Below are 26119 nucleotides of genomic sequence, written 5' to 3'. Positions count from 1 at the left end.
CGCCATGCCAGCCGCGTGGCGCTGGGGCTGCTGGCCCTGGCCGGCCTGGCCGCCGGCGGCACCGCGCACGCCCAGCTGGCGCCCGGCGCCAGCCTCAATCTCGACGTGGTGGCGACGCCGCGCTACGCCGGCGCCTCGGCCTACCGCGTGCTGCCGCTGCCCTCGGTGGTGCTGCCGAGCGGCGCGATACCGCGGCTCACCTTTTTCACCGAGGGGCTCGACGGCGGCGCGGCCTGGGCGCTCGGCCCGCACCTGAGCGTGGGCCCGCTGATCGGCTTCTCGATGGGCCGCAAGCAGGACGATGCGACCATCCTGAACGGCACGGGCGACCTGAAGAATTCGTTCCAGTACGGCGCCTTCGCGCACTGGCAGGCCGACCGGCTCGGACTGAACGTGAAGTTCCTGCAATCGGCGCGCAGCGGCTACGGCAACCAGGTCACGCTCGGCGCGTCCTACGCCTTGCTGGTGCTGCCGCGCGACCGCGTGACGATTTCCACCGACGCGGTCTGGTCGAACGGCTCGGCCGCGCAGACCGATTTCGGCATCGACGGCGAGCAGGCGGCCGGCAGCCTCGCGCATCTGCCCGTGTATTCGGCCTCGTCGGGCTTCTCGAACGTCGACCTGAGGCTCGCCTACGAGCACCGCTTCGACGCGCACTGGTCGCTGCGCGCCTCGGCGGGCGTCGGCACCCTGCTGGGCGACGCGGCCGACAGCCCGATCGTGGAGCGGCGCACCAGCGTATTCGGCACGCTGGGCGTGGGTTATCGCTTCTGAACCCGCGCGCCGGTTTTTGATTGATCCATACTTGGCGCGGCGGGGTATCGATGCATGATGCCCGCCGCGCCGGGGGCACCCCCTGAAGGACCATCCGATGACACGATCTATCCGCTTCGCCGCCCTGCTGGCGGTTTCGCTGGCCGCCTCCGCCGCTTTCGCGCAGGGCGCCGGGCTGCAGCAACTGCAGGCGCGCTTCGCCGCCGCCGACACCGATCACGACGGCAAGCTCACGCCGGCCGAGGCGCAGGCCGGCATGCCGCGCGTCGCGCAGCACTTCGCGGAGATCGACGCCGATCACAAGGGCTACCTGACGCTCGAGGACATCGAGCGCTTCCTGGCCGCGCGCCGCGCCCGCCCGGCACCATGAGCCTGCAGCAAGCCGCGAGCGCGCCGGGCCTCGCGCCCGGGCGCATCATCGTGCTCGACGACGAGGCCGAGATCCGCAACATGCTCGAACGCTTCCTGGTCTCGCACGGCTTCGAGGTGCGCACCGCCAAGAGCGGCCCGCAACTGGAGGTGTTCCTGGAGCGCCATCCCTACGACCTGCTGATCCTCGACGTGATGATGCCGGGCGAGGACGGCCTGTCGATCTGCCGCCGGCTGCGCGCGCGCGGCGAGACGCTGCCGATCCTGATGCTGACCGCGCGCGGCGATCCGGCCGACCGCGTGATCGGCCTCGAACTCGGTGCCGACGATTACCTGGCGAAACCCTTCGTGCCGGGCGAGCTGCTGGCGCGCGTGCGCGCCATGCTGCGGCGCCGGCAGATGCTGCTGCGCCAGCGCGATGCGATCGCCGGCGTGCCGCAGGAGCGCGAGTCGGTCGCGCTGCGCTTCGGGCCGTTCCGGCTGGAGGTCGGCCAGCAACTGCTGTATCGCGACGATATGCGGGTGGAGATCGGCCATGCCGAAATGCGCCTGCTCTGCGCGCTGGCGCAGACGCCGAATCGCCCGGTGAGCCGCGCCAACCTGATCGAGCGCGCGCGCGGGCCGCATTACGACGCGGCGCAGCGCAGCGTCGACGTGCAGGTGCTGCGGGTGCGCCAGATCCTCGAGGCCGACGCGGCCGCGCCGCGCCACATCCGCACCGTGTGGGGCGTGGGCTACATGCTGATCGCGGAGCTCGACGCATGAGGATGCCTTGGCCGCGGTCGCTGCTCGGCCGCCATCTGCTGCTGCTGATCGCCGTGGTGCTCGCCAGCGTGCTGTCGACCTTCGCGATCTTCTTCGCCTTCATCCAGAATCCGCGCATCGACGAGGCGGCTCAACTGGTGGCCTCGCAGACGCGCATGGTGGCCCACCTGCTGGCCGCGCTGCCGCCCGAGGCGCGTCGCCGCGAACTGCTGGCGATCAACGGCGGCGAGCCGGCGACGCCGCCGCCGGATTCGGTCGATCGCGCCCACAGCTACACGCCCAAGCGCTTCCTGCGCTGCCTGCGGCGGAACCTGCCGGCCGACACGCAGATTCGCTGGGAGCGCGGCATGAGCCGCCGCATCTGGGTGCAGATGCGCATCGACGGGCAGCCCGAATGGGTGGTGATCCCGGCGAGCACGGGCCTGGGCCGCTCGCTGCCCGTGAGCCTGATCGCCGAGCTGCTCAGCCTGGCGGTGTTCCCGGTGCTGGGCGCCTGGTTCATGCAGCGGCACATGGCGGCCCGGCTGGGCCGGCTCGCGCGCGCGGCCAAGGCGGTGGAGCGCGGCGCCTGGCCCGCGCCGGTGCCGACCGACGGGCCGCGCGAGCTGGCCACCGTGGCCGAGACCTTCAACCGGATGGTGGCCTCGCTGGCCGAGCTCGATGCCACGCGCGCCGAGCTGCTGGCCGGCGTCTCGCACGACATCCGCACGCCGCTCACCAAGCTGCGCATGGCGATTGCCGCGCCCGAGGCCTTCGAGGCGCCCTCGGCGAGCGCCGAGCGCTTCGTGGCCGAGATCGACGCGATCGTCGAGCAGTTCATCGACTACGCGCGCGGCTGGGACAGCGAGGCGGCCGTGCCTGGCGATCTCAACGCGCTGGCCGGGCAGCTCGCGGCCGACTATGTCGGGCTCGGTTACGGCTTCGCGCTGTCGCTCGCGCCGCTGCCGCCGCATGCGTATCGCCCGACCGGCATGCAGCGGCTGCTGATGAACCTGATGCACAACGCGGTGGTCCACGGCAGGCTCGGCCTCGCGGTGCGCAGCTGGGCCGAGCCCGGCGCGGTGCTGATCAGCGTGGAGGACAGCGGGCCCGGCGTGCCGGCCGACCAGCTGCCCCTGCTCAAGCGGCCGTTCCGGCGCGGCGACGATCCTGATCGCCCGCCCGGCTCGGGGCTGGGGCTGGCGATCGCCGAGCGCATCGCGCGCCAGCACGGCGGCCGGCTCGACCTGAGCCTGCGCGAGGGCGGCGGGCTGGCGGCCACGCTGCGCCTGCCGGCGGCGCGCGACTGAGGCACGCGCGCGAGCTACGCCGGCTCAGATCTTGCGAAGTCGGCGCGAATACGACAATCCGTAGGAAGGCGAACGGAATTGCAGGATCGGGTCGTCGGTCGCCTCGATGCCGTCGGCCATCACCAGCGGATCGAAGTTGATGCCGTAGCTCGGTGCCTGCTCCTGCTGCATCGCGCTCGACAGCGTCAGCGTGCCGGCGTGGATCTCGCGGCGCTCCTTGGGCCACAGCAGGGTAGGGTTGATCACCGGATCGCCCGGCTCGCCGATCGAGACGATCATGTCCCACAGCGCCGGGCCGCGCTGGAGCCGTTCCATCAGGCGCGGTTCCAGGAAATCGCGCGCCGCCCCCTTCATCTCCGCATCGGTCAGCGAGCGCTCGCCGTCGCGCGGCACGAAGCGCCAGCGCACCATCGTCACCTTGCCCGCGCGATCCACGAAGCGGAAGGTGTGGATGCCGTAGAACGCGCAGTTCGTGTAGCTCCAGGGCGGATTCACGGTGCCGAGGAAATGCGCCTGCGCGGCGTGGTCGGGATGGGTGGCGAGGAAGTGCTTGAACACCGCCGGGTCCGGCTTGCCGGTGGCGGGGTCGGGCGTCAGCGCGAAGAACTTGTCGATGAAGGTCTTCGGCATGGTGGCGAAGAACATCGGCGTATGCAGCATCGTCATGTGCTGCAGGGCGCCGCCGGGCAGGCGGAACTGCAGGCCGACGCCGCGCGTGCTGCGCTCGGTGTCGGCCGCGTCGGGGTCGCCGCCTGCCAGCGAGAAGCGGCCCACCACCTCGATGGTCTCGCCGCTGAACAGCAGCGAACGCGACAGCTCGGCCGCCGCCGGGCTGCCGACGAACTGGCCGAGCACGCCCACGCCCTTGGTGTGGTTGCGGCGCTTGGCAGGATGCACGCCGTAGGCGCTCTCCAGCGAGTCGAGCGCGTGCTGCGCGTCGGCTTCGCCGTATTCGTTGCCGACGGCGGGATGGGCGGCATCGCCCGCCGTGGCCGATGCGGCCTGCGCGGCGACGGGCAGGCCCACCATCGGCGCGACGGCGCCGGCCACGGTCAGGCGCGTGGCGGCGGAAAGGAAGGAGCGGCGGCTCGATTCGGAAGTCTTGTCGGTCATGTTCTTGATCCTGTCGATGTGGGGGTGACATCGGGGTGAACAGACTTGGCGAGGGCTTATTCCGGTGGGCGGCGCGAATCCGGCGCGGAATTTTGTAATGGCATGTGTTGGGATGTTTCGGGGTGACATAGCCGGTGTGTTGGCTGTCCGTCGCGAAACGTGCAAGCCCGCATCGGCAAAAAAATCCGCCCGACTGGGCGGGCGGAGAATAGAGGCCGGTCACCATGCGCGTGACCGGTATGGATAGTGATCCGGCGCGCCGCCCGGAACAATCGGAATACTCCTAAAAAACGGCGATTCCCGCGAATTTTTTTGCGCTCTCGAGCTTGACCGCCGACAGGCCTCACCAGCCGAACTTGGCCTCGACGCCGACATAATCGGCATTGCGCGCGCCGAGCGCCCGCAGCGAATCCCCGACGTTGAAATGCACGGCTTCCAGCGCGAGCGCCACGTTATCGCTGACCAGCCAGTCGGCGCGCAACTGCGCATACATGCCGGTCCAGCGGCTGCCGTGGCCCGCCGTGCCCGGCACCACCGCCATGCCCTGGCCATAGACGGCATCGGCGGCGGTCTCGCGCCACTGGAAGCCGAGCGCCGTCATCAGCGTGAGTGTCGGCGCGAGCTTGAACGTCAGCGAAGGCTTCACGTGGATCAGGTTGCTGTAGCCCGTGTAGCCGGCCAGCGTGAAGTAATAGCCGTTCGGGAACAGCGGGTTGAAGGTGCCGACGTGGCCGTTGCCGGGATGGCTGTCGCCGGAGGCGCCGTCCACCTGCAGGCCGAGGCGCGGCGTGCCGGGCAGCGAGGCGAAGGTATAGCCGCCCAGCGCGCCGAAGGCCCAGGCGCCGATGCTGGCCGCGCCCACGTGCCCGGTCTGCCCCATTGCTTCCACGTCCCAGTCGAACGGCGCGCGCTTGCCGGCGTAGCGCATGTCGAACACGTCGCGCCGCTCGTTGCCGGCGGCATCGAGAAAGCGCGCGCCGTCGCGCTCGTAGCGCGACCAGTAGGCCGACAGGTCGCCGGGGCCGAAGCTGCTGCGCTCGACGCGCAGGCCGCTGAACTTCAGGTGGCGGTTCGAGGTGTCGTCGAAGCTGTCGAGATCGCGATACTGCACCGGCCGCGTGAGATAGCCGATGAAGCGCCACTGGCCGATCTCGTAGTCGCCCCACAGCGCATCGAAGGCCTGCCGCACATTGGGGCCGTCGCGCACGGCGATGAAGCGCTGCAGATCGAAGGCCATCTCCTGGCGGCCGATGCGCGCCTTCACGGTGCCGGCGCCGAGCTGGCCGACGTAGGCGACGAAGGCCTGCTCCAGGTCGAGCGGGTTCTTGTCGACGGGCGACACCGAATCCTTGCCGAATGGACGCGCATCCTCGAGTTGCACGAAGGCCTGCACATGCTCGCCGAAATGCGCATCGGCATGGACTTGCGCGCGCTGGATCAGGTAGCCGTTGGCGCGGCCGCTGCCGAGCCCGAACAAGGGCGCGTCGTTGAATTCGAAACGCTCGCGCAGGTTCGCGCCGAGCGAGAGATACCAGCTCGGATCGCCCGACAGCGGAATGTACTTGAGCGCGTCGAGCGGTTTGCGCGGCAGGCAGGGATCGGCGAGCGCGCCCCAGTTCTCCTGCCAGCGATTGAAGCCCGGCACGGGACGTCGTGCCTGGCAGGCCGCGGCGGGCGCCTGGGCCGGTGTTTGTGCCGAGGCCGCCGCCTTGGGTTCGCCGCCGGTTTCGTCCGCGGCCTCGGCGGCGGCGGCCGTGCCGGCACCCGTCAGCAGCAGGCCCGCGATCGCCGCGATGCCGGCGGCTCGTTCGATGCGACGCGCGCGTGGCGTGGTCGAGCTCATGATCCCCTCGTGATGATTGGCGAATGCCATCGTGGAAGCCGTGGAAGCGCCGCGCGAGCCGGGCCGCGCGGCGGGCGAGGTCAGGCGCGCCCGGCGGCGGCGGGTTCGCGCGTATCGGTGAAGATCGCCAGCCAGGCCAGCGCCAGCGTGGGCGCGAGCAGGGCCCAGAAGCCGAACTGCCGCCAGCCGAGCGCGCCGGCCACGGCGCCGGCCGCGAACGCGGCGATGGCCGGCAGCATCTTCGCGAAGCGCGCACGCACGGCGGCGCGCGCGGCGCTGTCCAGATGCGGCGACAGCAGATCCACCGCGTCGAGGATCGCCTGCGTGACGTTGCCCGTCATCACCGTGTTGGGCACGCCGGGTCGCGCCACCAGGCGCGGATGCGCGTTCTGCACGCCCATCGCGAAGGCGCCGAGCATGCCGGCGGCCACCGCCGCCAGGTCGTCGGGACCGCCCACCGGCGAGGCGGCCACGCCGGCCAGGCAGAAGCCGAACATCAGCACGGCCTGGGCGGCATGCAGCAGGCGCGCGCCCTGGCGCGCGTGATGCAGGGGCAGGGCACGCACCAGCAGGCTGCTGCCGGCCACGCCCGCCACGAAGGCGGGGAACACCGCCAGCTTCAGCAGCAGGCCCTGGCCGGAGCCGGCCGCGCCCGCGCCGATCAGCACGAAGTTGCCGGTCACGTGGGCGGTGAACAGGCCGAACAGCGCGACGAAGCTGAGCGTGTCGACGAAGCCGGCAACCGCCGCCAGCAGCGTGTCCTCGTGCTTCATTGCGCGGCGCTGGCGTGGATCTCGGCGACGTAGCCGCCCGGGAACTGCACGATCGCGGCTTCACGGCCGTCCGAGCTGAACGGCTCGACCAGCGTCTTGACGCCGGCCGCCTCGGCCTTCTTCAGCGTCGCGGCCAGGTCGGGCACTTCGTAGCCGGTCATCTCGTGCCCGAACGGGTAGGGCAGGTGGCCGTCGGTGACCAGCACGGTCATCTTGCCGAAGCCCGATTCGAGGCGCACGCGGCGGTAGGTGTCGCCGGGTCGGCCGATTTCCACGCCGGGCGCCTTGCGCACGTCGGATACCAGCTTGCCGTGCGAGAAGGCCAGGAAGTCGCGGATCAGCTTGCCGGCGCTCTGGGCCGAGACGTAGACGCGGTTCTCGGGCACCGTCTGCAGCGCCTCGTAGCTGGGCGCCTGGTTGTGCCAGTAGAGCTGCATGTTGACGCCGCCGGGCCAGGTCACCACCGCATCGCGGCCGATCGGATCGGGGAAGGTGTCGACGATCACGTCGGCGCCGTGCGCGCGCGCCGACTTCACGGCCGCGTCCATGTCGCTCACCAGGTAGCCGGTGCGCTCGGCGCCGAACGGCCAGGGCACCGGCGTCTTGAAGCCGAACACCGAGATCGTGCCGGCCGGCGTGAACACCAGTTGCGACATGGTCTGGCTCGGCGTGGGCGTGACCTGGAACACGCCCTGTTTGGACTTGCTGCCGCCGAAGGTGGCCACGAAGCTGTCGGTGAAGCGGTCGAAATCCTCGGGCGCGACATAGACGTGGGTGGTGTCGTACTGCGGGCCGACGGCGAGCGACGGGGCGGCGGCGGCGGCCGGCGTCTTCGCGAACGAGGCCTTGGCGAAGGCGGCCGGCGCGGTGAAGGCGCCAGCGGTGCCGGCCGCGATCATCAGGGCCAGCAGGGTGGAGCGAATCGGGTTCATGAACGATGTTCCTTGTCGTTTGGTTTATTTCGCAGTGCTGCGGGATGTCGATGGATGGTGAGCGGCGAATCAGGCGCGGCCGTGGCCGGCCGTATCGCGACTATCGCTGAGCAGGGTGACGAGCGCCAGTGCCGCGATCAGGCCCAGGTGCTCGAAGAAGCTGTTGAGCGCCATGAAGCGCGCGGCGCCGGCGAGGTTCCAGAAATCGTTGGCCACCAGCATCGCGACCAGGGTCAGCGCCGCCAGGCCGCCGGCGCCGAGCCAGGTCAGGCGCCGCGCGACCACGCACAGCGAGCCGCCGATCTCCACCACGATCGCGAGCGCGGCCCACAGGGCCGGCGGATGCAGGCCGAAATGCGCCTGCTCGGCGATGGCGGCATCGAAGTGCAGCAGCTTGTCGACGCCGCCGACCAGGTAGGCGGAGACCAGCGCGAGCCGCAGCAGCGGCGCGACCCAGGCCGGCGCGAGCAGGGCGCGCACCCATGCCGGATTGCCGGCGAGCAGCGGGGCGGCCATCTCAGATCGCCCAGCAGGAGCAGCCGAAGGCGCCCCAGAAGCCCTTGGCGTCCGAGGTCGGCAGCGACTTGTTCCAGGCGCTGGCATGCGCGTGGCCGTGCAGCGTGCAGGCGCTGTCGCAGGCGCACAGCGCGGCGGCCGCGGCGCGTTGCAGCGGCGCGCCTTCGCGCTGCGTCGCGCCCCAGCCGCCGTAACCGCCGTAGCTGCGCGCGGGCGACCAGTCGGGCATGGCGGGCGGGATCGGCGCGTCGTGTTGCGAGAACGGCCCGGCGCCCCAGACGATGCGCCCGCCCACCACGGTCAGCAGCGCGGTGGTGCCGGCGATGTCGTCCTCGGCGCAGCCGAAGAAGTCGCGGTCGGGCACCATCAGGTCGGCGAGCTGGCCTACCGCGATGCGCCCCTTGCGCCCTTCCTCGTTCGAGAACCAGGTCACGTACTCGGTCCACATGCGCAGCGCGGTCTCGCGATCGAGCAGGCTGTGCCGCGGGTAGAGGCGCATGCCGCCCACCGTCTTGCCGGTCACCAGCCAGGCCAGCGAGATCCACGGGTTGTAGGAGGCCACGCGCGTGGCATCGGTGCCGGCCGAAACCTTGAGGCCCTTCTCCAGCATCTTCGCCACCGGCGGCGTGGCCTCGGCGGCCTGGGCGCCATAGCGCTCGACGAAGTATTCGCCCTGGTAGGCCATCCGGTGCTGCACGGCCACCCCGCCGCCGAGCGCGGCGATGCGGTCCATCGAGCGCTCCGAGATGGTTTCGGCGTGATCGAAGAACCAGTGGATGCCGTCCAGCGGAATATCGCGGTCGACCTTCTCGAACACGTCGAGCGCGCGGCTGATGGTTTCGTCGTAGGTGGCATGCAGGCGCCACGGCCAGCGGTTCTGCGCCAGCACGCGCACCACGCCTTCCAGTTCGCCCTCCATCTCGGGCGGCAGCTCGGGGCGCGCCACGCGGAAGTCCTCGAAGTCGGCCGCCGAGAACACCAGCATCTCGCCCGCGCCGTTGTGGCGGAAGTAGTCGCTGCCGTCGTGATAGGTGACGGACTGGGTCCAGTTCACGAAGTCCTCCTTCTCGGCCTTGGGCTTCTGCGTGAACAGGTTGTAGGCGATGCGCACCGTCATCTGGCCGGCGTCGTGCAGCTTGCGGATCACCTCGTAGTCGTCGGGGTAGTTCTGCGAGCCGCCGCCGGCGTCGATCGCGCCCGTCACGCCCAGGCGGTTCAGCTCGCGCATGAAGTGGCGCGTCGAGTTGGCCTGGTATTCCTCGGGCAGCTTGGGGCCCTTGGCCAGCGTCGCGTAGAGGATGGTCGCGTTGGGGTTGGCCAGCAGCAGGCCGGTGGGGTTGCCGGCCGCGTCGCGCAGGATGGTGCCGCCCGGCGGCTCGGGCGTGTCCCTGGTATAGCCGACCACGCGCAGCGCGGCCGCGTTCAGCAGCGCGCGATCGTAGAGGTGGAGGATGAACACCGGCGTGTCGGGCGCCGCCGCGTTCAGTTCCTCGATGGTCGGCAGGCGCTTCTCGACGAACTGGTGCTCGGTGAAGCCGCCCACCACGCGCACCCATTGCGGCGCGGGCGTGACCGCCACCTGCTGCTTGAGCATCTCCATGGCGAGCGCCAGCGAGGGCACGCCGTCCCAGCGCAGCTCCATGTTGTAGTTGAGGCCGCCGCGGATCAGGTGCAGGTGGTTGTCGATCAGGCCCGGCAGCACCGGGCGGCCCTGCAGGTCGATCACGCGCGTGGCGTCGCCGGCCAGCGGCATGACCTCGGCATCGTCGCCGACCGCGATGAAGCTGCCGTCGGCGATCGCCACCGCGCTGACGACGGGCCTGGCGCGATCCAGCGTGGTGATCTTGCCGTTGTGCAGGATCAGGTCGGGTTGCTTGTCGCTTGCATTCACGAGCGTTTCCTTTCGGGTTTGAATTGGAAGGTGGGCTAGAAGCCGAGCCACAGCCGCAGCGAGGGCACGGCCTGCGCGCCGATCAGCATGCCGAGCAGGCCGACCAGGGCGATCAGCGGCGGCGCCGGCGAGCGCACGCGGATCGCGCTGTAGATCACGCCGATCAATGCGCCCGCCGCGAGCGATACCCAATAAGATTTCATGCGCTCAGCCTCTCGATCGAATTAGAATCCGGAGCGTCGTGTCCGGATCCGCGTCGCCGATCACGCGATCGACGGGTACCACATCGTTTAACTGTCCTTAGCGTCGAACCAGGCGCGCGGGACCTTCACTCCCCACCCGCACATGCAAGCTCTTCCTGATCTCGAAGCCTGGGCCATCTTCGCGCGTGTCGTCGAGACCGGTTCGTTCGCGAAGACCGCCAACCTGCTGGGCATCTCGCAACCGACCGTCTCGAAGGCGATCGCGCGCCTCGAGCAGCGCCTCGGCACCATGCTGCTGTACCGCACCTCGCGCAAGCTCTCGCTCACGCCCACCGGCGAGCTGCTGCGCGATCGCGCGGTCCAGTTGCTCGCCGATGCCGAGATGATCGAGAACGAAGCCTCGGCGCAGGCGCTCGAGCCTCACGGCACGGTGCGCCTGAACGCGCCGATGTCGTTCGGGCTGCGCCATCTCTCGCCGCTGCTGCCGGCCTTTCTCGAGCGCTATCCCGGCGTCGACGTCGACCTCGTGCTGACCGACCAGATCATCGACATCGTCTCCAGCGGCTGCGACGTCGCGATCCGCATCGCCGATCTCAGCGATTCCTCGCTGCGCGCGCGACGCCTCTGCGCGGTGCATCGCCCGCTGGTCGCCTCGCCCGAGTACCTGGAGCGGCATGGCCGCCCCGAGCATCCGCGCGATCTCGATCGGCACGTCAGCATGATCTACACCAACCTGCCCTCGCCCGATTACTGGCGCTTCCGGCATGTCGATTCCGACCAGGAGTTCGCCGTGCCGGTGCGCGGCCGCATGCGCACCAACAACGCCGACGTGATCCTGCCCGCGCTGCTGGCCGGGCAGGGCCTCGCCCTGCAGCCGGAGTTCCTGGTCTGGGATGCGCTGAAGAGCGGCGCGCTGGAGCGCGTCATGTGCGACTGGCGCATCGCCGACATCAACGTCAACCTGGTGACGCCGCCCGGCATGCTGCGTGCCGCGCGCGTCACGGTGCTGCTCGATTTCCTCGTCGAACACCTGGCGCATGCGCCGTGGGCGCTGTCCGAGCAATGAGCCGATGCGGGCAGGCCGCGTGCGAGTCGCGCGCGGCCTGCCCGACCGGCCCCGGGGCTTATTTCGCCGGCACCGCCGCGAGGATCTCGTGCTGTCCGGCCGTGCGCTGCGCGGCCTTGTGCACCATCGTGTACGCGTAGTCGACGCCGAGGCCGTAGGCGCCCGAGTGCTCCTTGGCGATCGCCATCACGGCGTCGTAGCTGTCGCGGCGCGCCCAGTCGCGTTGCCATTCGAGCATCACCTGCTGCCAGGTGACGGGGATCACGCCGGCCTGGATCATCCGCTGCATCGCGTAGTCGTGCGCGTCCTGCGAGGTGCCGCCCGATGCGTCCGCCACCATGTAGATCTCGTAGTCGCCTTCGAGCATCGCGCACAGCGCGAAGGTGGTGTTGCAGACCTCGGTCCACAGCCCCGACACGACCACCTTCTTGCGGCCGTTCGCGGCCAGCGCGTCGCGCACCTTCTGGTCGTCCCAGGAGTTCATCGAGGTGCGTTCGAGCACCTTCTGGCCCGGGAACACGTCGAGCAGCTCGGGATAGGTGTAGCCGGAGAAGCTTTCGCTCTCGACGGTGGTGATGGTGGTGGGCACCTTGAAGACCTTGGCGGCCTTGGCCAGCGCGACAACGTTGTTCTTCAGCGTCTGGCGGTCGATCGACTGGACGCCGAAGGCCATTTGCGGCTGCTGGTCGATGATGATCAGTTGGCTGTTTTGCGGCGTGAGAACTTCAAGCTTCGAATCGCTCATGACGTGGCGTCCTTCGATTGGGAGAGGAGAGCGGCGCAGCCGGATGGCGCGACCGGGGAAACCGTGCACGTGGCAGGGCGCCGGAACGGGGCACGATCCGGCGGCAATCATTTGACACGCAATCGCGGCGCCAAGAAATCCAAAAAACGGAATGGCTTCGATTCCAAAAACCGCCCCTCGAAAGTGCCGCTCCCCGCTTTTTTTCTTGATGCGAACCGGCTAGTCTTGCGGACGTCCGGCCGTGCGACGGCGAGCGCCGGCATCTCGTGAAAAAGGAGCGGCCCGATGAAGGCTTATGTGTTGTCCCTGCTTGCCGGCCTGCTGGCCGGCGTGGTGTATGGCGCGATCGGCGTGGCTTCGCCGGCGCCGCCCGTGATCGCGCTGCTGGGGCTGCTGGGGATGTTGGCGGGGGAGCAGATCCTGCCGGTGGCGCGGCGGATCCTGGCGGGGCATCGCCTGTCGGCCGCGTGGCGCGAGGCGAAGTGCAACCAGCACATGTTCGGCGCCTTGCCGGGCGGCCCGGGCGCGGGCGGCGGCGCGACGCGGCGCGAGCCGTCGTGATGCAGCGAGGGCAGCGGGGGCGGCGGCGATGCGCGGCGCGAGGCCGAGATCGTTGCGCCCGCAAGCTTTCCTAGAAATTCACAGCAGGTCGGCACGCAGCTCGCGCACGCCTCGCCCGAGGCGCTGGCGCAGCAGCGTGCGCAAGGTCGCGCCGTCGCCGTAGCCGACCTCGGCCGCGATCGCTTCCAGGTCGAGGCTGCCGCCGCGGATCAGCGATTGCGCGTGCTCGACGCGCAGGTCCTGGAAATAGGCGAGCGGCGATTTCCCCAGCACTTCCTGGCAGCGCCGTTGCAGCGAGCGGGTGCTGGTGGCCAGCGCCTTGGCCGCGCCCTGCAGCGAGAACCCCGCCTTCAGGTTCGCGCGCGACCACTGCTCGAAACGCTGGATCAGCGGATCGGCCTGCGCCAGGTGGTTCGGGATGATGTAGGCCGCCTGCGAGGAGCGGATGTCCGCCAGCAGGTAGCGCGATACCAGCGTCGCCAGCTCGGGGCTCGCCGAGCGGATCAACCACAGCGCGAGATCGAGATGCCCGAGCGCGGCGCCTGCCGTCACGCCGATCTCGTTGGGCACCAGCATGCGCGATTCGTCGAGCTTCACCTCGGGATAGCGCTGCCGGAACAGCGGCGCGAGCGACCAGCTGGTGGTCGCCTCGCGGCCGTCGAGAAAACCCGCCTCGGCCAGCACGAAGGTGCCGATGCACGACGCGGCCACGCGCGTGCCCTTGTCGTTCCATGCCCGCAGCTGCGCCATCGCGTCGACCATGTCGGGCCGCCCGAGCAGGCGTATCAGGTCCTCGGGCAGCGCCATGGCCGGCGCCGGCACGATCGCCCAATCCGGCTTGGGCGCCGCCGAGGCCGGCTGCACGGGCACCAGCAGGCCGTGCTTCGAGCGCACGCGGCGGCGCATGCCGACCAGCGACACCTCGAAACGCGGCGTGCCGCCGAGCAGCCGCGCCGACAGGCCGTTGGCCGCCGAGAAGGCATCGAGCGTGACGGACAGGCCCGTGTCGAACATTCCGTCGAGGGCGATGATGGCGATGCGCATGGCGTAATCGACTCCAAAGTTGGCGTTTGTGACTGTATCAGTTGGGTGGTGGCGTCGCTACACTCGGTTCCATTCTTCCGTATTCACAGGAGTTTTCATGGACCGACGTCTATTGGCGCTGGCGCTCGGCATGTTCGCGCTCGGCACCGACAGTTTCGTGGTGGCCGGCGTGCTGCCGCAGATCGCGCATGAGTTCGGCATCGGCATCGGCGCGGCCGGGCAGATGACCACCGTCTATTCGCTGAGCTACGCGCTGCTCGCGCCGGTGATCGCGACGCTCGCCGCGGGCGTGGCGCGCAAGCGGCTGATCCTGGTCGGGCTGGCGATCTTCGTGATCGCCAACCTCGGCACCGCGCTCGCGCCGAGCTTCGGCTTCGCGCTGGCCACGCGCGCGCTGGCCGGCCTCGGCGCCTCGATCTTCTCGCCCACCGCCACCGGCTCGGCCGCCGCGATCGTGCCGCCCGAGCGGCGCGGCATGGCGCTGGCCGTGGTGCTGACCGGCATGACGGTGTCCACCGCGATCGGCGCGCCGATCGGCACCCTGATCGGCAGCTTCGTGAGCTGGCACTGGACCATGGTGTTCGTGGCCGCGCTCGCCGCGCTGTCGGGCCTGGGCGTGCTGGCCTTCCTCGCCGGGATTCCGCTGGCGCCGCCGATCTCGCTGCGCAAGCGCCTCGCGCCGCTCGGCGATGCCCGCGTCGGCCTGACGATGGCGAGCACCGTGCTGTTCTTCAGCGGCGTGCTGGCCGTCTATACCTATCTCGCCGTGGTGTTCGATCGCGCAATCGGCGCCGACAGCGCGCTGATCGGCGGCCTGCTGGTGCTCTGGGGCGCGGCGGGCACGGTGTCGAACCTCGCGGTCGGGCGGCTGATCGATCGCATCGGCACGCGCCGCGTGCTGGCGGCGATGCTGGCCTTCGTGTTCGTCGACTTCCTGCTGGTGCGCTGGAGCGGCGCCAGCCTGTGGACCACGATTCCCGCCATCGTCGTGTGGGGCGCCTGCGGATGGGGTGTGCTGGTGCCGATGCAGCACCGCATCGTCGGCGTCGAACCCGCGCTCGCGCCGATCCTGATGGGACTGAACAACTCGGCCACCTTCCTCGGCGCGACGGCGGCCGGCGCGATCGGCGCGGCGGGGATTCACCTGGTGGGCAGCCATGCGCTCGGCTTCGTGGGTGCCGCGCTGGTGGGGGCCGCGATGATCGTGTCGGCGATGGCCGATCGCCGGATCGCGGCCGTCGCTCGCGCGGGACGTGCCGGCGGCGAGCTGCCGGTGGTGGCGGCCAGTCGGGCCGGGCAGGCTTGAGTGCAGGCGGCGGACGCGGTTCGACGGCGCGTGGAGGCATGGCGCCGTCGAAGCCGCATCGATTGCAGGATGCAGTGTCGGGACCCGTCGCGCGGCAGGCCGCGCCGGGTTCGATCGAATCGGCCGGCGACGGCGCGGGGCGCAAGCCGAGCATCGTCGCCGGCCGTGTAAACGGAGCCAATCATGACGGACAAGACCAGCATTTCCCAACACTATGACAAGGACCTCGACAGCCTCGTCGAGCGCCTGCGCGCCGCGCTCGCGGCCGAGGGTTTCGAGGCAAGGCAGCCGCGCGCGGCCGATCTCGCGCAACTGGACCAGTTCCATTCGCGCGGCCTCGAGGCGACGGTGGAGCTCGCCGCGCTGCTCGAGATCGACGCGGCGACGCGCGTGATCGACATCGGCTCGGGGCTCGGCGGCCCGTCGCGCTACCTGGCCTCGAACTTTGGCTGCCGCGTGGAAGGCATCGACCTGACGCCGTCCTTCGTCGAGGCCGCGCGCTTTCTCGCGCAACGCACCGGGCTCGACGATCGCGTGCATTATCGCCAGGCCGACGCGCTGGCGCTGCCGTTCGAGGACGACTCGTTCGACCTGGCCTGGACCCAGCACGTCGCGATGAACATCGCCGATCGCGACCGCCTGTATCGCGAGGCCTGGCGCGTGCTGCGCCCGGGCGGGCGGCTGGCGATCTTCGACGTGGTGGCGGGCGATGTCGAGCCGCTGCACTTCCCGGTGCCCTGGGCGTCGACGCCGGCCGCGAGCTGTCTGGTCACGGCCGCGCGAATGCGCGAGCTGCTCGAGGCGCAGGGTTTCTCGGTGCTGTCGTGGGTCGATTCGACCGAGGCCGGGGTTGCCTGGTTCGACGAGCGCGCGCGCAAGCTGGCGGCGCTTGGCAAGCCGCCCGCGATGGGCATGCACGTGGTGATGGGGCCGGGGTTCCGCGAGATGAGCGGCAACCTCGCGCGCAACCTGCGCGAAGGACGGGCCGGCCTGGTCCAGGCGATCGTCGGCAAGGATTGAATGTCGCGGCATCGCTGTAGATGAACAACGAAGGCGGGGCCGATCGATGTCGGCCCCGCCTTCGTTTTCGCGTCGGGTCGCGCCCTCGCGAGGAGGGCGCGAAGAGGGTGCGAGAAGCGGCTTACTTGCCCTGGATCAGCGAGCCGAGCGGCGCCAGCGGGCCAAGCGGGATGAACTCGTATTCGGCGAAGCCGTCGGCCACCAGCGGCAGCGTGTTGGTGGCGGCGCGCGCGCTGTCGACCGAATCGGCGTCCATCAGGAACACCACGCCCGGCTTGTCCTGGCGATACCAGAACTGGTCGATCTTGCCGTCGAGATAGAGCTTCAGCGTGGCGGGGACTTCGCGCGGCATGATGTCGGCGCGCTGTTCCGGCGTGACCGGCTTGACGATGGTGGCGATGGCGAGAACTTTCATGCAGGACTCCGTAGGACGGGTTGAGGAAATCGCGACTTGCGACGGAGTCCAGTGTAGGGAGGCGGCGGCGTCGAGGGTACGGTCATAAACGCCAACATTGGTGGCGTTTACGCCTGAATCACTTCGCTCCCGCCAGGCCGCCCGAATCAGGCGCCGGGGCCGAGGATCTCGCGCACCGCCGTCATTTCGTCCATCAGCTCGCGGGCCGAGGCGTCGATGCGCTCGCGCGCGAAGGCGTCGATCTCGATGCCGTTCACCACGCGGTAGCCGTCCGCCTCGCAGGTTACCGGCATGCCGTAGACGAGCCCGGCCGGGATGCCGTATTCGCCGCTCGAGACGATGCTCATCGAGACCCAGCGGCCGTCGCTGCCCAGCACCCAGTCGCGCATCTGGTCGATCGCCGCGTTCGCGGCCGAGGCGGCCGACGAGGCGCCGCGCGCCTCGATGATGGCGGTGCCTCGGCGCGCCACCTCGGGGATGAAGACCTCGCGGTTCCAGGCTTCGTCGTCGATCCTGGCCGGCAACGGCTGGCCGTCGGCGAGCGCGTGCCGGTAATCGGCATACATGGTGGGCGAGTGATTGCCCCAGACGGCCAGTTGCGTGATCGCGCCGACCTCGACGCCGAAGCGCGCCGCGAGCTGCGAGGCGGCGCGATTGTGGTCGAGCCGGATCATCGCGGTGATGGCGTCGGGCGGCAGGTCCGGGGCGAAGCGGCGCGCGACCCAGGCGTTGGTGTTGGCGGGATTGCCCACCACCAGCGCCTTGACCGAGCGCTGCGCGACCTCGTTGAGCGCCTCGCCCTGGGTGCGGAAGATCGCGGCGTTGGCGGCCAGCAGATCGCGCCGCTCCATGCCCTTGCCGCGCGGGCGCGAGCCGACCAGCAGCGCGTAGTCGGCATCGCGGAAGGCCTGGCGCGGATCGTCGCTGATCTCGATGCCGGCCAGCAGCGGGAAGGCGCAATCCTCCAGCTCCATCACCACGCCGCGCAGGGCGGGCATCGCCTGGGGCAGTTCCAGCAACTGGAGGATCACGGGCTGCTGCTTGCCGAGCAGGTCGCCGTTGGCGATGCGAAACAGCAGCGAATAGGCGATCTGGCCGGCCGCGCCGGTCACGGCGACGCGTTTGACGGGGAGGTTGGGCATGGTGCGTTCCTTGGGTGGGCTTGGGGCCGGCGCCCGCCGCGTGTGTCACTGCTGGCGGGCGCCGTTTCGTATGGCTCAAGCATCCCAGAGGCGGCGCATGCGCGCCAATACAGAAAAACGATTCGCGCCATGCCTTTGTGGCATGGCGCGAGGGCGCTCAATGCGCCTGCTGCCACTGCTTCATGGTGCGGATCTCGGTGCGCTGGGCGGCGACGATCTCGGCCGCGAGCTTCTTCATCGCGGGATCCTTGCCGTAGCGCAGTTCCACCTCGGCCATGTCGATCGCGCCCTGGTGATGCGGAATCATGTGGGCGACGAAATCCTTGTCGGCGTCGCCCGTGTAGGGCGGCGCGCTCATGCCCTGCATCATCTTCTGGTCGGCGCCCTGGAAGGCGGCGGTGGAGCCGGCCGCGCCGTCGTTCGGCGCGGACATCTTCATGCCCTGCATGCCTTGCATGGCGGCAGCGGCGCCTTGTTGCGCGCTGGCGAAAGCCGGCGCGCCCAGCAGGGAGACGGCTGCCGCGAGCGGCAGGATGGAGCGGAGTGCATGTCGGAATGTCATCTGGCTTCTCACTTTGACTGGGGATGGCGAAGTGTGCGAGGCCGGCGCGCAGGTTGTGTGCCCGCGGGGCTCGTCACGGGGGATATCGTCAAGCTTGCCATGGTGGGAAGGTCAAGGGGGAATGAAGGCCATCGTGATTCGCTGGAAGGAGCGATAACTTTTACTAATCACGGTGAAAAATCCCGCATCTTCTACAGCGGGATTTGGCTGGCTATAGTCCGCCCCATCGACCCCCACCCGGCGCACCGCGCCCCGGAGCCCCTGATGACCGCCAACGCCACCGCCGCCCGCTACACCGAAATCCCCGATCTCGCCGACGACGTTCCCGACCTGCTCGACATCCGCCACCACATCCACCGCCATCCCGAACTGGCCTTCGAGGAGGTGGCGACGGCGGCGCTGGTCGCCGACAAGCTCGAAAGCTGGGGCTGGCAGGTCACGCGCGGGGTGGGCGAGACGGGCGTGGTCGGCACGCTGACGGTGGGCGAGGGCCGGCGCCGGATCGGCATTCGCGCCGACATGGACGCGTTGCCGATCCTGGAAGCCACCGGCCTGCCCTACGCGAGCGAGACGCACGGCAAGATGCACGCCTGCGGCCACGACGGCCATACCACCATGCTGCTCGGCGCCGCCCGCCATCTGGCGCGCACCCGCAACTTCTCGGGCACGGTGCACCTGTACTTCCAGCCGGCCGAGGAAAAGGGCGTGGACAGCGGCGCCCAGCGCATGATCGCCGACGGCCTGTTCGAACGTTTCCCCTGCGATGCCGTGTTCGGCATGCACAACCATCCCGGCGCGGAGCCGGGCAAGTTCCTGATGCGGCGCGGGCCGTTCATGGCGGCGGGCGATCGCGCCGTGATCGAGATCGAGGGCGTGGGCGGCCACGCGGCGCGCCCGCACCTGGCGGTCGACACGGTGGTGGTCACGGCCAGCATCGTGATGGCCCTGCAGACCATCGTCTCGCGCAACCTCGATCCCTCGCAGGCGGCGGTGGTCACCATCGGCACCATGCACGCGGGCACCGTCAACAACGTGATCCCGCAGCGCGCACGGCTCGAGCTGAGCGTGCGTTCGTTCAGCGAAAAGGTGCGCGCGCAACTGAAACGCCGGATCACCGAGATCGCCGAGGCGCAGGCGGCCAGCTATGGCGCCAAGGCCACCGTCGACTATGTCGACGGCTACCCCGTGGTGGTCAACTCGGACGAGGAAACCGATTTCGCGGCGCAGGTCGCCAAGGAACTGGTGGGCGAGGCCAACGTCGTCGAGCAGACCGATCCGCTGATGGGCAGCGAGGATTTCGCCTACATGCTGCAGCAGCGCCCCGGTTCCTTCGTGCGGCTCGGCAACGGCGTGGGCGAGGACGGCTGCATGGTCCACAACCCGCATTACGACTTCAACGATCACAACCTGCCGATCGGCGCGGCCTTCTGGACGCGGCTCGTCGAGCGTTACCTGTCGCGCTGAGATCGCGCCGGCATCCTGCGTCGCCACGAGCGCGGCGACGCATCGCCCCGCGCGATCCATCGAGCCCGTTTCCAACCATCAGGCAAGGGAGAAGCCGCATGCACGACGAGCAACTGACGCTTCGCATCGACGAAACACCGGGCGCCGCCGCGCCTGCCCGGCTGTCCGCGCGCGGCGCCGTGGTGGCGGCCGTGATCGGCAACTGGCTCGAATTCTTCGATTTCACCGTGTATGGATTCTTCGCGGTCCTGATCGGCAAGCTGTATTTCCCGGCCGGCGACGCCACCACCTCGCTGCTGCTATCGGTGGCGACCTTCGCGGCCGGCTTCTTCACGCGGCCGCTCGGCAGCGTGCTGCTCGGCGTCCATGCCGACCGGCGCGGCCGCAAGGCGGCGCTGAACCTCACCATCATGCTGATGGCGATCGGCACGGGCTTGATCGCGATCGCGCCCACCTACGCGCAGATCGGCGTGTTCGCGCCGCTCATCATCGTGTTCGCGCGGTTGCTGCAGGGCTTTTCGCAAGGCGGCGAATTCGGCGCGGCCACCTCCACCCTGCTGGAACAGGGCGATCGGGCGAAGCGCGGTTTCCGCGCCAGTTGGCAGCTCGCCACGCAAGGCGGCGCGGCCCTGATGGGCTCGGGCCTCGCGGCGCTGCTGTCCAACGTGCTGACCAAGGATGCGCTGGAAAGCTGGGGCTGGCGCATTCCCTTCGTGGTCGGCCTGTCGATCGCGCCGGTCGGCATGCTGCTGCGCCGCCGGCTCGCCGAGGAGCCCGGCGCGGCCTCGCACGCGATCGACGGCGGCGTGTTGCGCGAGCTGTTCACGCAGCACGCGCGCACGGTGCTGCTGATCACGCTGACGGTGATGGGCGGCACGGTCTCCACCTACATCCTGACCTTCTACATGCCGACCTACGCGATCCACACGCTGGGCCTCCCGATGAAGCTGTCGATGTTCGTCGGGGTGGCGTCGAGTTGCGTGATCCTGGTGATGTGCCCGGTGTTCGGCTGGCTTTCCGACAAGGTGGGCAGCCGCAAGCTGCCGATCTTCGTCGGGCGCGGCACGCTGGTGTTGCTGCTGTTTCCGGCCTTCATGCTGATGAACCGCTATCCGACGCTGTCGGTGGTGATGCCGCTGACCTCGCTGATGCTGCTGTTCTTCTCGATGGGCTCGGCCTCGGAGTTCGCGCTGATGTGCGAATCGTTCCCGCGTCGGATCCGCGCGACGGGCATCTCGATCGCCTATGCGCTGGCGGTCACGATCTTCGGCGGCACGGCGCAGTTGGTCGCCACCTGGCTGGTGCGCGTGACCGGCAACCGCCTCGCGCCGGCCTGGTACGTGGCGGTTTGCGTGCTGCTGTCGCTGGTGGCGGTGTCGCTGCTCAGGGAGACGGCGAAGGACGAGGGCGAGGCGGGTTGAAGTAGGGCGCGGGGGCGCATCGTGTTTCATCGAAAGCGGACCGAATGTCATGATTCCAGCCTTGCAGGCCGCTGGATCGATGGCTTCAGCGGCGATCTCGTGCCGCAAGGGCAATCTCGCTCCGGCATCAAGCTAGAATCATTCGCCTGCCCGTTACCGAGCCGCCGATGATCACCCTCCGCCCCCTCACCCCCGACGATTTCGACCGCTTCTGGCCGACCTTCCAGGCCATCGCCGCCGCGCAGGAAACCTACGCCTACGACCCGGCCATCACGAAGGAGGCAGCGCGCGCGCTCTGGATCGACCTGCCGCTCCACACCTTCGTCGCCGAGCAGGACGGCGAGCTGCTCGGCTCCTACTACCTGAAGCCGAACGCCGCCGGCCCGGGCAATCACGTCTGCAATTGCGGCTACATGGTGTCGCCCGCCGCGCGCGGCAAGGGCGTCGCGCAGCGCATGTGCGAGCACTCGCTGCAGGTGGCGCGCGAGGCAGGCTTCCTGGCGATGCAGTTCAATTCGGTGGTCGCGACCAACGAGGTTGCCGTCGCGCTGTGGAAGAAGATGGGATTCGAGGTGGTGGGCACGCTGCCGCGCGCCTATCGCCATGCCAGGCTCGGCCTGGTCGACTGCCTCGTGATGTACCGCTGGCTCGGCGAGCCGGATCCGGCCGCCTGAAACGTTGAGGCCGCCGCGCGCCATGATAGGCGCGCGGCGGCCTTGCCTTGCCGCTGATGCTCGACGCGGCAGCCGCCGCCCGAATCAGGCCGCCGAAGCCGATTCCGAACCCTGCGCCGCGCCGATCGACGCGTAGCTGCCGGTGCCTTCCGGCCAGGGCGTCAGCACCTCGAAACCGTGCTCGGTCACGACCACCATGTGCTCCCATTGCGCCGACAGCGAGCGGTCGCGCGTCACGACGGTCCAGCCGTCCGAGAGCTGCTTGGTTTCCGCCTTGCCGGCATTGAGCATCGGCTCGATGGTGAAGATCATGCCCGGCACCAGCTTGAGCCCGATGCCGGGCCGGCCGTAATGGAGCACCTGCGGCTCGTCGTGATAGACGGTGCCGATGCCGTGCCCGCAATACTCGCGCACCACGCTGTAGCCGGCCGCGTGCGCCACGCTCTGGATGGCATGGCCGACATCGCCGAGCGTCGCGCCCGGCCTGACGGCGAGGATCCCGGCGCGCATCGCCTCGTAGGTGGTGTCCACCAGGTGCCGGGCGGCGGGCGCGGGTTCGCCGACGTAGTACATGCGGCTCGTGTCGCCGAACCAGCCGTCCTTGATCACCGCGACGTCGATATTGATGATGTCGCCGTCCTCGAGCACGTGCGCCGAGGGGATGCCGTGGCAGACCACATGGTTGACCGAGGCGCAGATCGTCTTCGGGAAGCCGTGATAGCCGATGTTGGCGGGCGTCGCCTTCTGCACGTTGACGATGTACTCGCGGCACAGCGTATCGAGTTCGTCGGTGGTGACGCCGGGCTTCACGTGCTCGCCGATCATCTGCAGCACCTCGGCCGCGAGCTTGCCCGCCACGCGCGATTGCGCGATTTCCGCCTTCGAGCGGAGCGTGATTTTCGGAGCGCGCGCCATCACGCCACCTGCGGCAGTGAAGTTTCGTCGGGCGCCTGCTGGACCTCCGCGCGCAGCAGCATCTGGCAGATCTCGCCGTAGCTCAGCGTCGGATTCAGTTCGGCCAGCATGCCCACGCGCAGCCAGTGCTCGGCCTGAGCATTGATCGAGCGGCTCAGCGCGCCGCTGGTGCGGCGCAGGGAGTCGTGCATCGACTCGGAGATTTTGATGATTCCCATGTTGCCCTATTTATATGAAATGTAGCTGTTTCGCATATTAGCAGAAATAAACCGGGCTGCCACGGGTCGACTGCGGCTCCGCATCGGGCAGGCTTGCCCGCCGGTCGGCTATGATGCCTGTCCTCTCCGAAGTCGCTCCTCATGATCTCCATCCGTAATGTCACCCTGCGCCGCGGCGTCAATGTCGTGCTCGACCGCGCATCCGTCGTCTTCACGCCGGGGGAAAAAATTGGCCTGGTCGGCCGCAATGGCGCCGGCAAGTCGTCTTTCTTCGGCCTTCTCAACGGCACGCTGCATGAAGACGGCGGCGAGTTTTCGATTCCCGCCGCGTGGAAGATGGGCCAGGTCGCGCAGGATATGCCCGAGACCGAGCAGAGCGCGACCGACTTCGTGATCGAGGGCGACACCGTGCTGCTGGCCGCGCAGGCCGAGGTGGCCGCCGCGGAGGCCAGCGACGACGGCATGCGCATGGCGGAGGCTTACATGGCCCTGCACGATGCCGGTGCGCATGACGCTCCCTCGCGGGCGCAGGCGCTGATTCTCGGTCTTGGCTTCAGCGAGGCGCAGCTCGACCAGCCGGTCAACAGTTTCTCCGGCGGCTGGCGCATGCGGCTCCAATTGGCGCGCGCCCTGATGTGCCCGTCGGATCTGCTGCTGCTCGACGAACCGACCAATCACCTGGATCTCGACGCCCTGGTCTGGCTGGAAGCGTGGCTCAAGCGCTACCAGGGAACCCTGGTGGTGATCAGCCACGATCGAGAATTCCTCGACGCGGTGACGCAGGTGACCGTGCACGTCGACAACGCGAAGCTGGTGCGCTACGGCGGCAACTACAGCAAGTTCGAGGACATGCGCGCCGAGCAGCTGGTCCTGCAGCAGGCCGCGATGGCGAGGCAGGCGGACAAGATCGCCCACCTGCAGAAGTTCATCGATCGCTTCAAGGCCAAAGCCTCGAAGGCGAAGCAGGCGCAGAGCCGGGTCAAGGCGCTCGAACGCATGGAGAAGATCGCGCCGGTGCTGGCCGACGCGGAGTTCAGCTTCGAGTTCAAGGAGCCGCTCAACGTGCCGAACCCGCTGCTGTCGATGCTGGACGCGAGCTTCGGTTACCCCGCGCCGGACGACGCGGCGCCGGATACGCCGCCGACCGTCATCGTGCGAGGCATCAATCGTTCCGTGCTGGCCGGGCAGCGCATCGGCATCCTCGGTGCCAACGGGCAGGGCAAATCCACGCTGGTGAAAACGGTGGCCCACGCGCTGGCCCCGATCGCGGGCGAGATCAGCGAAGGCAAGGGTTTGAACATCGGCTACTTCGCCCAGCAGGAACTCGACGTGCTGCGTCCTCTCGATACGCCGATCGAACACATGATCCGCCTGGCCAAGGACACGCCGGCGCACATGCGCGCGCCCGGCCAGAGCGGCACGGAACAATCGCTGCGCACGTTCCTCGGCAGCTTCAATTTCAGCGGCGACATGGTCCATCAGCAGGTCGGCACGATGAGCGGCGGGGAAAAGGCGAGGCTCGTGCTGTGCATGATCGTGTGGCAGCGCCCCAACCTGCTGCTGCTCGACGAGCCGACCAACCATCTCGACCTCGCCACCCGCGAGGCACTGGGCATGGCGCTCAATGAGTTCGAGGGTACCGTGATGCTGGTCAGCCACGACCGGTCGCTGCTGCGCGCGGTGTGTGACGAGTTCTGGCTCGTGACCAAGGGGGGCGTGGAGCCCTTCGACGGCGATCTGGACGATTACCAGCAGTTCCTGCGCGACGAGGCCCGTCGCATGCGCGAGCAGGCCAGCCTGCAGTGAGTGTGCGTTGATTACTAGAACTTCGCTAAATCGAGAACTGGTGGATGCATTGGTCTCACTGCCGGAGTGGCAGTTGGTCGAAGTGATCGCCATGGCCTTGGAGGGGCGCGAGGCTGCAGTGAGTCGTCCGGAATGGCAGTCCGCCAAGTTCGTGCTTGCGGAGGCTCACCGATTTAATGAGGTGTCCGGTGTGTCGTCACCTTGGGAGCTTTTGGTGCTCGCACGACCCCAACATGCTGGGGAATGGGTGGCTGAGGAGCGTGGACCGAGCCAAGAGGGCAATTGCTGCGGCCTCACACTCGTCAGCTACGCTAAACGCATTGTTTGTCCCATTTGCGGCAGCGCGGCGACTGCTACCTAAGTGAATCACCGAGCGTCGACTTGCTACGTTGAAGTCGTAATTCATCATGTCCGTGAAAGGGGAGCGAGAAGCGTCGGTCCGGAAAAACCTGAGCGCAGGCCTTGGCGTAGTTTGTGCGTGAGGCGCTGCCAGATAAGGCGAATTTGCTGTCGTATCGCCGGGATAGCGGTGCAGGCGCCGATGTGGATAGCATGCTCACGTGATCGGAAAAGCTGCTTTGGCGGTCCAGGCTTACCGGCGGAGTGAACGGAGTCGGTCGAAATTTTCCGCTCGACTAGCTGCCAGTGACGTGGCTGGCAGCTTGCGGCCACAATCGGCCATTCGACACTTGGGTTCAAATTGCCGACAACTGAGCACGTCCGACCTAAAGAGAACTCGTATGCCGGCTGATCGCGATTTCCACTCGAGTTGGAGCAAGACCTCGGAGTATCTTCGCGAGGCGCGAGCTCACCTCTCCGAAACTGCCGAGGGAGTGTGTGCGAATGAGATCGCCGAATTTGAGGAATTCTTGAACCACAACGAGTTCGAACTGGCACTGGACGCCATCGAAGCCTCTTTTAGGAAGGGAGACGATGCGAACTGGCGTGTGCTGGAGTATATGGCCATGGCAGCACTGAGCATGGAGTTGGTAGATCGCCAAAGGACGTACGATCAATGGCTAACAAAAGCGCGAGGCTGGAATTACAGGACGGCTCTATCACGATAGGTTGCAAGACGAATGGCCGGCTTATGTCGAATGGATTGACCGCTCAGGGTCGATCTGCGACGGTCGCGCGTCGCTGAGTGGCGGCCGGCCGTGTTCGGCTGCGGATTCAACCCGTCGATGCAACATACTTGGAGCTGCGAAGCGGCAAGGAGTGTTGTCATGAAACAGAGACGGCGGATCTACTATACAGATAGCCAGAAGGCGTTAATGTGGGAGCGCTGGCGA

Annotated in this window: 26 protein-coding genes; 12 read left to right on the top strand and 14 right to left on the bottom strand. The window is 68.6% G+C overall.

Features of this window, described 5'->3' with window-relative positions:
• The 4 genes from F3J10_RS24160 to F3J10_RS24145 form a co-directional block, all read left to right on the top strand.
• On the top strand, positions 1–774 hold a 774-nt coding region (locus F3J10_RS24160), incomplete at its 5' end, for a MipA/OmpV family protein (RefSeq protein WP_167243150.1).
• Between the two features lie 97 nt (positions 775–871).
• Positions 872–1144 carry an EF-hand domain-containing protein gene (locus tag F3J10_RS24155; RefSeq protein ID WP_029950539.1) on the top strand — a complete coding sequence of 91 codons (273 nt, stop codon included), beginning with the start codon at positions 872–874 and terminating at the stop codon, positions 1142–1144.
• Positions 1141–1908: a response regulator gene (locus F3J10_RS24150; protein WP_025099206.1), complete on the top strand. Its 768-nt coding sequence runs from the start codon at positions 1141–1143 to the stop codon at positions 1906–1908. The genes F3J10_RS24155 and F3J10_RS24150 overlap by 4 nt, the downstream gene beginning before the upstream one ends.
• Positions 1905–3197, top strand: coding sequence for an ATP-binding protein (locus F3J10_RS24145; RefSeq protein WP_025099207.1), 1293 nt, complete (start codon positions 1905–1907; stop codon positions 3195–3197). The genes F3J10_RS24150 and F3J10_RS24145 overlap by 4 nt, the downstream gene beginning before the upstream one ends.
• A 24-nt stretch (positions 3198–3221) precedes the next feature.
• Here the strand turns inward: F3J10_RS24145 and F3J10_RS24140 are convergent, their stop codons facing one another.
• The 7 genes from F3J10_RS24140 to F3J10_RS24110 all read right to left on the bottom strand — a co-directional run bounded on the left by F3J10_RS24140 (position 3222) and on the right by F3J10_RS24110 (position 10468).
• The gene (locus tag F3J10_RS24140) at positions 3222–4310 is read right to left on the bottom strand and encodes a catalase family peroxidase (RefSeq protein WP_167243149.1); all 1089 of its coding nucleotides are present in this window, start codon (positions 4308–4310) and stop codon (positions 3222–3224) included.
• Positions 4311–4653: 343 nt separating this feature from the next.
• The gene (locus F3J10_RS24135) at positions 4654–6183 is read right to left on the bottom strand and encodes an alginate export family protein (protein WP_240155699.1); all 1530 of its coding nucleotides are present in this window, start codon (positions 6181–6183) and stop codon (positions 4654–4656) included.
• Between the two features lie 50 nt (positions 6184–6233).
• Positions 6234–6926, bottom strand: coding sequence for a YoaK family protein (locus F3J10_RS24130; RefSeq protein WP_167243147.1), 693 nt, complete (start codon positions 6924–6926; stop codon positions 6234–6236).
• Positions 6923–7858 carry a glyoxalase gene (locus F3J10_RS24125; RefSeq protein WP_167232143.1) on the bottom strand — a complete coding sequence of 312 codons (936 nt, stop codon included), beginning with the start codon at positions 7856–7858 and terminating at the stop codon, positions 6923–6925. Before F3J10_RS24125 ends, F3J10_RS24130 begins: the two co-directional genes overlap by 4 nt.
• Positions 7859–7927: 69 nt before the next feature.
• Positions 7928–8374, bottom strand: coding sequence for a DoxX family protein (locus F3J10_RS24120; protein WP_167243146.1), 447 nt, complete (start codon positions 8372–8374; stop codon positions 7928–7930).
• Between the two features lies 1 nt (position 8375).
• Entirely contained in the window at positions 8376–10265 is a 1890-nt protein-coding gene (locus tag F3J10_RS24115; protein WP_025100737.1) for an amidohydrolase, read from the bottom strand.
• A gap of 35 nt (positions 10266–10300) precedes the next feature.
• Complete coding sequence (locus tag F3J10_RS24110) at positions 10301–10468, bottom strand: DUF1427 family protein (protein ID WP_013691509.1); 168 nt, start codon at positions 10466–10468, stop codon at positions 10301–10303.
• Between the two features lie 142 nt (positions 10469–10610).
• On the opposite strand from F3J10_RS24110, the gene F3J10_RS24105 reads away from it, so the two are divergent.
• Positions 10611–11534, top strand: a complete 924-nt coding sequence (locus tag F3J10_RS24105; RefSeq protein WP_025100738.1) for a LysR family transcriptional regulator — start codon at positions 10611–10613, stop codon at positions 11532–11534.
• A 58-nt stretch (positions 11535–11592) separates the two neighbouring features.
• Here F3J10_RS24105 and F3J10_RS24100 read toward each other — a convergent pair whose 3' ends face one another.
• The gene (locus F3J10_RS24100; protein WP_105851093.1) at positions 11593–12279 is read right to left on the bottom strand and encodes a hydrolase; all 687 of its coding nucleotides are present in this window, start codon (positions 12277–12279) and stop codon (positions 11593–11595) included.
• A gap of 285 nt (positions 12280–12564) precedes the next feature.
• On the opposite strand from F3J10_RS24100, the gene F3J10_RS24095 reads away from it, so the two are divergent.
• Positions 12565–12840 carry a DUF1427 family protein gene (locus F3J10_RS24095; RefSeq protein ID WP_013691506.1) on the top strand — a complete coding sequence of 92 codons (276 nt, stop codon included), beginning with the start codon at positions 12565–12567 and terminating at the stop codon, positions 12838–12840.
• 78 nt (positions 12841–12918) lie between these two features.
• Here F3J10_RS24095 and F3J10_RS24090 read toward each other — a convergent pair whose 3' ends face one another.
• A complete protein-coding gene (locus F3J10_RS24090; protein WP_025100740.1) occupies positions 12919–13884 on the bottom strand; it encodes a helix-turn-helix domain-containing protein in 966 nt (321 codons plus the stop codon).
• A gap of 97 nt (positions 13885–13981) precedes the next feature.
• On the opposite strand from F3J10_RS24090, the gene F3J10_RS24085 reads away from it, so the two are divergent.
• Complete coding sequence (locus F3J10_RS24085; protein WP_167243145.1) at positions 13982–15190, top strand: MFS transporter; 1209 nt, start codon at positions 13982–13984, stop codon at positions 15188–15190.
• 183 nt (positions 15191–15373) lie between these two features.
• Complete coding sequence (locus F3J10_RS24080; RefSeq protein ID WP_167232154.1) at positions 15374–16210, top strand: methyltransferase domain-containing protein; 837 nt, start codon at positions 15374–15376, stop codon at positions 16208–16210.
• Positions 16211–16331: 121 nt separating this feature from the next.
• On the opposite strand, the gene F3J10_RS24075 is transcribed toward F3J10_RS24080, so the two are convergent.
• The 3 genes from F3J10_RS24075 to F3J10_RS24065 form a co-directional block, all read right to left on the bottom strand.
• Positions 16332–16625, bottom strand: coding sequence for a hypothetical protein (locus F3J10_RS24075; RefSeq protein ID WP_025100743.1), 294 nt, complete (start codon positions 16623–16625; stop codon positions 16332–16334).
• A gap of 146 nt (positions 16626–16771) precedes the next feature.
• On the bottom strand, positions 16772–17767 hold the full coding sequence (locus F3J10_RS24070) for a malate dehydrogenase (RefSeq protein ID WP_167243144.1): 996 nt from the start codon (positions 17765–17767) through the stop codon (positions 16772–16774).
• A gap of 157 nt (positions 17768–17924) precedes the next feature.
• Positions 17925–18329 (bottom strand): DUF305 domain-containing protein, encoded by a 405-nt coding sequence (locus tag F3J10_RS24065; protein ID WP_166914472.1) that lies wholly within the window; start codon positions 18327–18329, stop codon positions 17925–17927.
• A gap of 264 nt (positions 18330–18593) precedes the next feature.
• Here F3J10_RS24065 and F3J10_RS24060 point away from each other — a divergent pair, with 264 nt between their 5' ends.
• The 3 genes from F3J10_RS24060 to F3J10_RS24050 all read left to right on the top strand — a co-directional run bounded on the left by F3J10_RS24060 (position 18594) and on the right by F3J10_RS24050 (position 21888).
• Positions 18594–19793: a M20 aminoacylase family protein gene (locus tag F3J10_RS24060; RefSeq protein WP_025100746.1), complete on the top strand. Its 1200-nt coding sequence runs from the start codon at positions 18594–18596 to the stop codon at positions 19791–19793.
• A 98-nt stretch (positions 19794–19891) separates the two neighbouring features.
• Positions 19892–21214, top strand: coding sequence for an MFS transporter (locus F3J10_RS24055; RefSeq protein WP_167243143.1), 1323 nt, complete (start codon positions 19892–19894; stop codon positions 21212–21214).
• Between the two features lie 167 nt (positions 21215–21381).
• Positions 21382–21888, top strand: coding sequence for an N-acetyltransferase (locus F3J10_RS24050; protein WP_166914466.1), 507 nt, complete (start codon positions 21382–21384; stop codon positions 21886–21888).
• 84 nt (positions 21889–21972) lie between these two features.
• Here F3J10_RS24050 and map read toward each other — a convergent pair whose 3' ends face one another.
• Positions 21973–22803: a type I methionyl aminopeptidase gene (gene map, locus F3J10_RS24045; RefSeq protein WP_013691500.1), complete on the bottom strand. Its 831-nt coding sequence runs from the start codon at positions 22801–22803 to the stop codon at positions 21973–21975.
• Positions 22803–23021, bottom strand: coding sequence for a ParD-like family protein (locus F3J10_RS24040; protein ID WP_013691499.1), 219 nt, complete (start codon positions 23019–23021; stop codon positions 22803–22805). The genes map and F3J10_RS24040 overlap by 1 nt, the downstream gene beginning before the upstream one ends.
• A gap of 141 nt (positions 23022–23162) precedes the next feature.
• Here F3J10_RS24040 and F3J10_RS24035 point away from each other — a divergent pair, with 141 nt between their 5' ends.
• Positions 23163–24827, top strand: a complete 1665-nt coding sequence (locus F3J10_RS24035) for an ATP-binding cassette domain-containing protein (protein WP_166914464.1) — start codon at positions 23163–23165, stop codon at positions 24825–24827.
• Positions 24828–26119 lie beyond the last annotated feature (1292 nt).

This window comes from Burkholderia sp. Cy-637 (assembly GCF_011753175.1).
GTDB lineage: Bacteria > Pseudomonadota > Gammaproteobacteria > Burkholderiales > Burkholderiaceae > Burkholderia > Burkholderia gladioli.
This window is presented reverse-complemented; position numbering and strand designations above follow the sequence as displayed.

Bases quoted from the DNA above. Each gene is read 5' to 3' on its own strand.
- F3J10_RS24155 (WP_029950539.1), top strand. From the start codon at position 872: ATGACACGATCTATCCGCTTCGCCGCCCTGCTGGCGGTTTCGCTGGCC.
- F3J10_RS24150 (WP_025099206.1), top strand. From the start codon at position 1,141: ATGAGCCTGCAGCAAGCCGCGAGCGCGCCGGGCCTCGCGCCCGGGCGC.
- F3J10_RS24145 (WP_025099207.1), top strand. From the start codon at position 1,905: ATGAGGATGCCTTGGCCGCGGTCGCTGCTCGGCCGCCATCTGCTGCTG.
- F3J10_RS24140 (WP_167243149.1), bottom strand. From the start codon at position 4,310: ATGACCGACAAGACTTCCGAATCGAGCCGCCGCTCCTTCCTTTCCGCC.
- F3J10_RS24135 (WP_240155699.1), bottom strand. From the start codon at position 6,183: ATGGCATTCGCCAATCATCACGAGGGGATCATGAGCTCGACCACGCCA.
- F3J10_RS24130 (WP_167243147.1), bottom strand. From the start codon at position 6,926: ATGAAGCACGAGGACACGCTGCTGGCGGCGGTTGCCGGCTTCGTCGAC.
- F3J10_RS24125 (WP_167232143.1), bottom strand. From the start codon at position 7,858: ATGAACCCGATTCGCTCCACCCTGCTGGCCCTGATGATCGCGGCCGGC.
- F3J10_RS24120 (WP_167243146.1), bottom strand. From the start codon at position 8,374: ATGGCCGCCCCGCTGCTCGCCGGCAATCCGGCATGGGTGCGCGCCCTG.
- F3J10_RS24110 (WP_013691509.1), bottom strand. From the start codon at position 10,468: ATGAAATCTTATTGGGTATCGCTCGCGGCGGGCGCATTGATCGGCGTG.
- F3J10_RS24105 (WP_025100738.1), top strand. From the start codon at position 10,611: ATGCAAGCTCTTCCTGATCTCGAAGCCTGGGCCATCTTCGCGCGTGTC.
- F3J10_RS24100 (WP_105851093.1), bottom strand. From the start codon at position 12,279: ATGAGCGATTCGAAGCTTGAAGTTCTCACGCCGCAAAACAGCCAACTG.
- F3J10_RS24095 (WP_013691506.1), top strand. From the start codon at position 12,565: ATGAAGGCTTATGTGTTGTCCCTGCTTGCCGGCCTGCTGGCCGGCGTG.
- F3J10_RS24090 (WP_025100740.1), bottom strand. From the start codon at position 13,884: ATGCGCATCGCCATCATCGCCCTCGACGGAATGTTCGACACGGGCCTG.
- F3J10_RS24085 (WP_167243145.1), top strand. From the start codon at position 13,982: ATGGACCGACGTCTATTGGCGCTGGCGCTCGGCATGTTCGCGCTCGGC.
- F3J10_RS24080 (WP_167232154.1), top strand. From the start codon at position 15,374: ATGACGGACAAGACCAGCATTTCCCAACACTATGACAAGGACCTCGAC.
- F3J10_RS24075 (WP_025100743.1), bottom strand. From the start codon at position 16,625: ATGAAAGTTCTCGCCATCGCCACCATCGTCAAGCCGGTCACGCCGGAA.
- F3J10_RS24070 (WP_167243144.1), bottom strand. From the start codon at position 17,767: ATGCCCAACCTCCCCGTCAAACGCGTCGCCGTGACCGGCGCGGCCGGC.
- F3J10_RS24065 (WP_166914472.1), bottom strand. From the start codon at position 18,329: ATGACATTCCGACATGCACTCCGCTCCATCCTGCCGCTCGCGGCAGCC.
- F3J10_RS24060 (WP_025100746.1), top strand. From the start codon at position 18,594: ATGACCGCCAACGCCACCGCCGCCCGCTACACCGAAATCCCCGATCTC.
- F3J10_RS24055 (WP_167243143.1), top strand. From the start codon at position 19,892: ATGCACGACGAGCAACTGACGCTTCGCATCGACGAAACACCGGGCGCC.
- F3J10_RS24050 (WP_166914466.1), top strand. From the start codon at position 21,382: ATGATCACCCTCCGCCCCCTCACCCCCGACGATTTCGACCGCTTCTGG.
- map (WP_013691500.1), bottom strand. From the start codon at position 22,803: ATGGCGCGCGCTCCGAAAATCACGCTCCGCTCGAAGGCGGAAATCGCG.
- F3J10_RS24040 (WP_013691499.1), bottom strand. From the start codon at position 23,021: ATGGGAATCATCAAAATCTCCGAGTCGATGCACGACTCCCTGCGCCGC.
- F3J10_RS24035 (WP_166914464.1), top strand. From the start codon at position 23,163: ATGATCTCCATCCGTAATGTCACCCTGCGCCGCGGCGTCAATGTCGTG.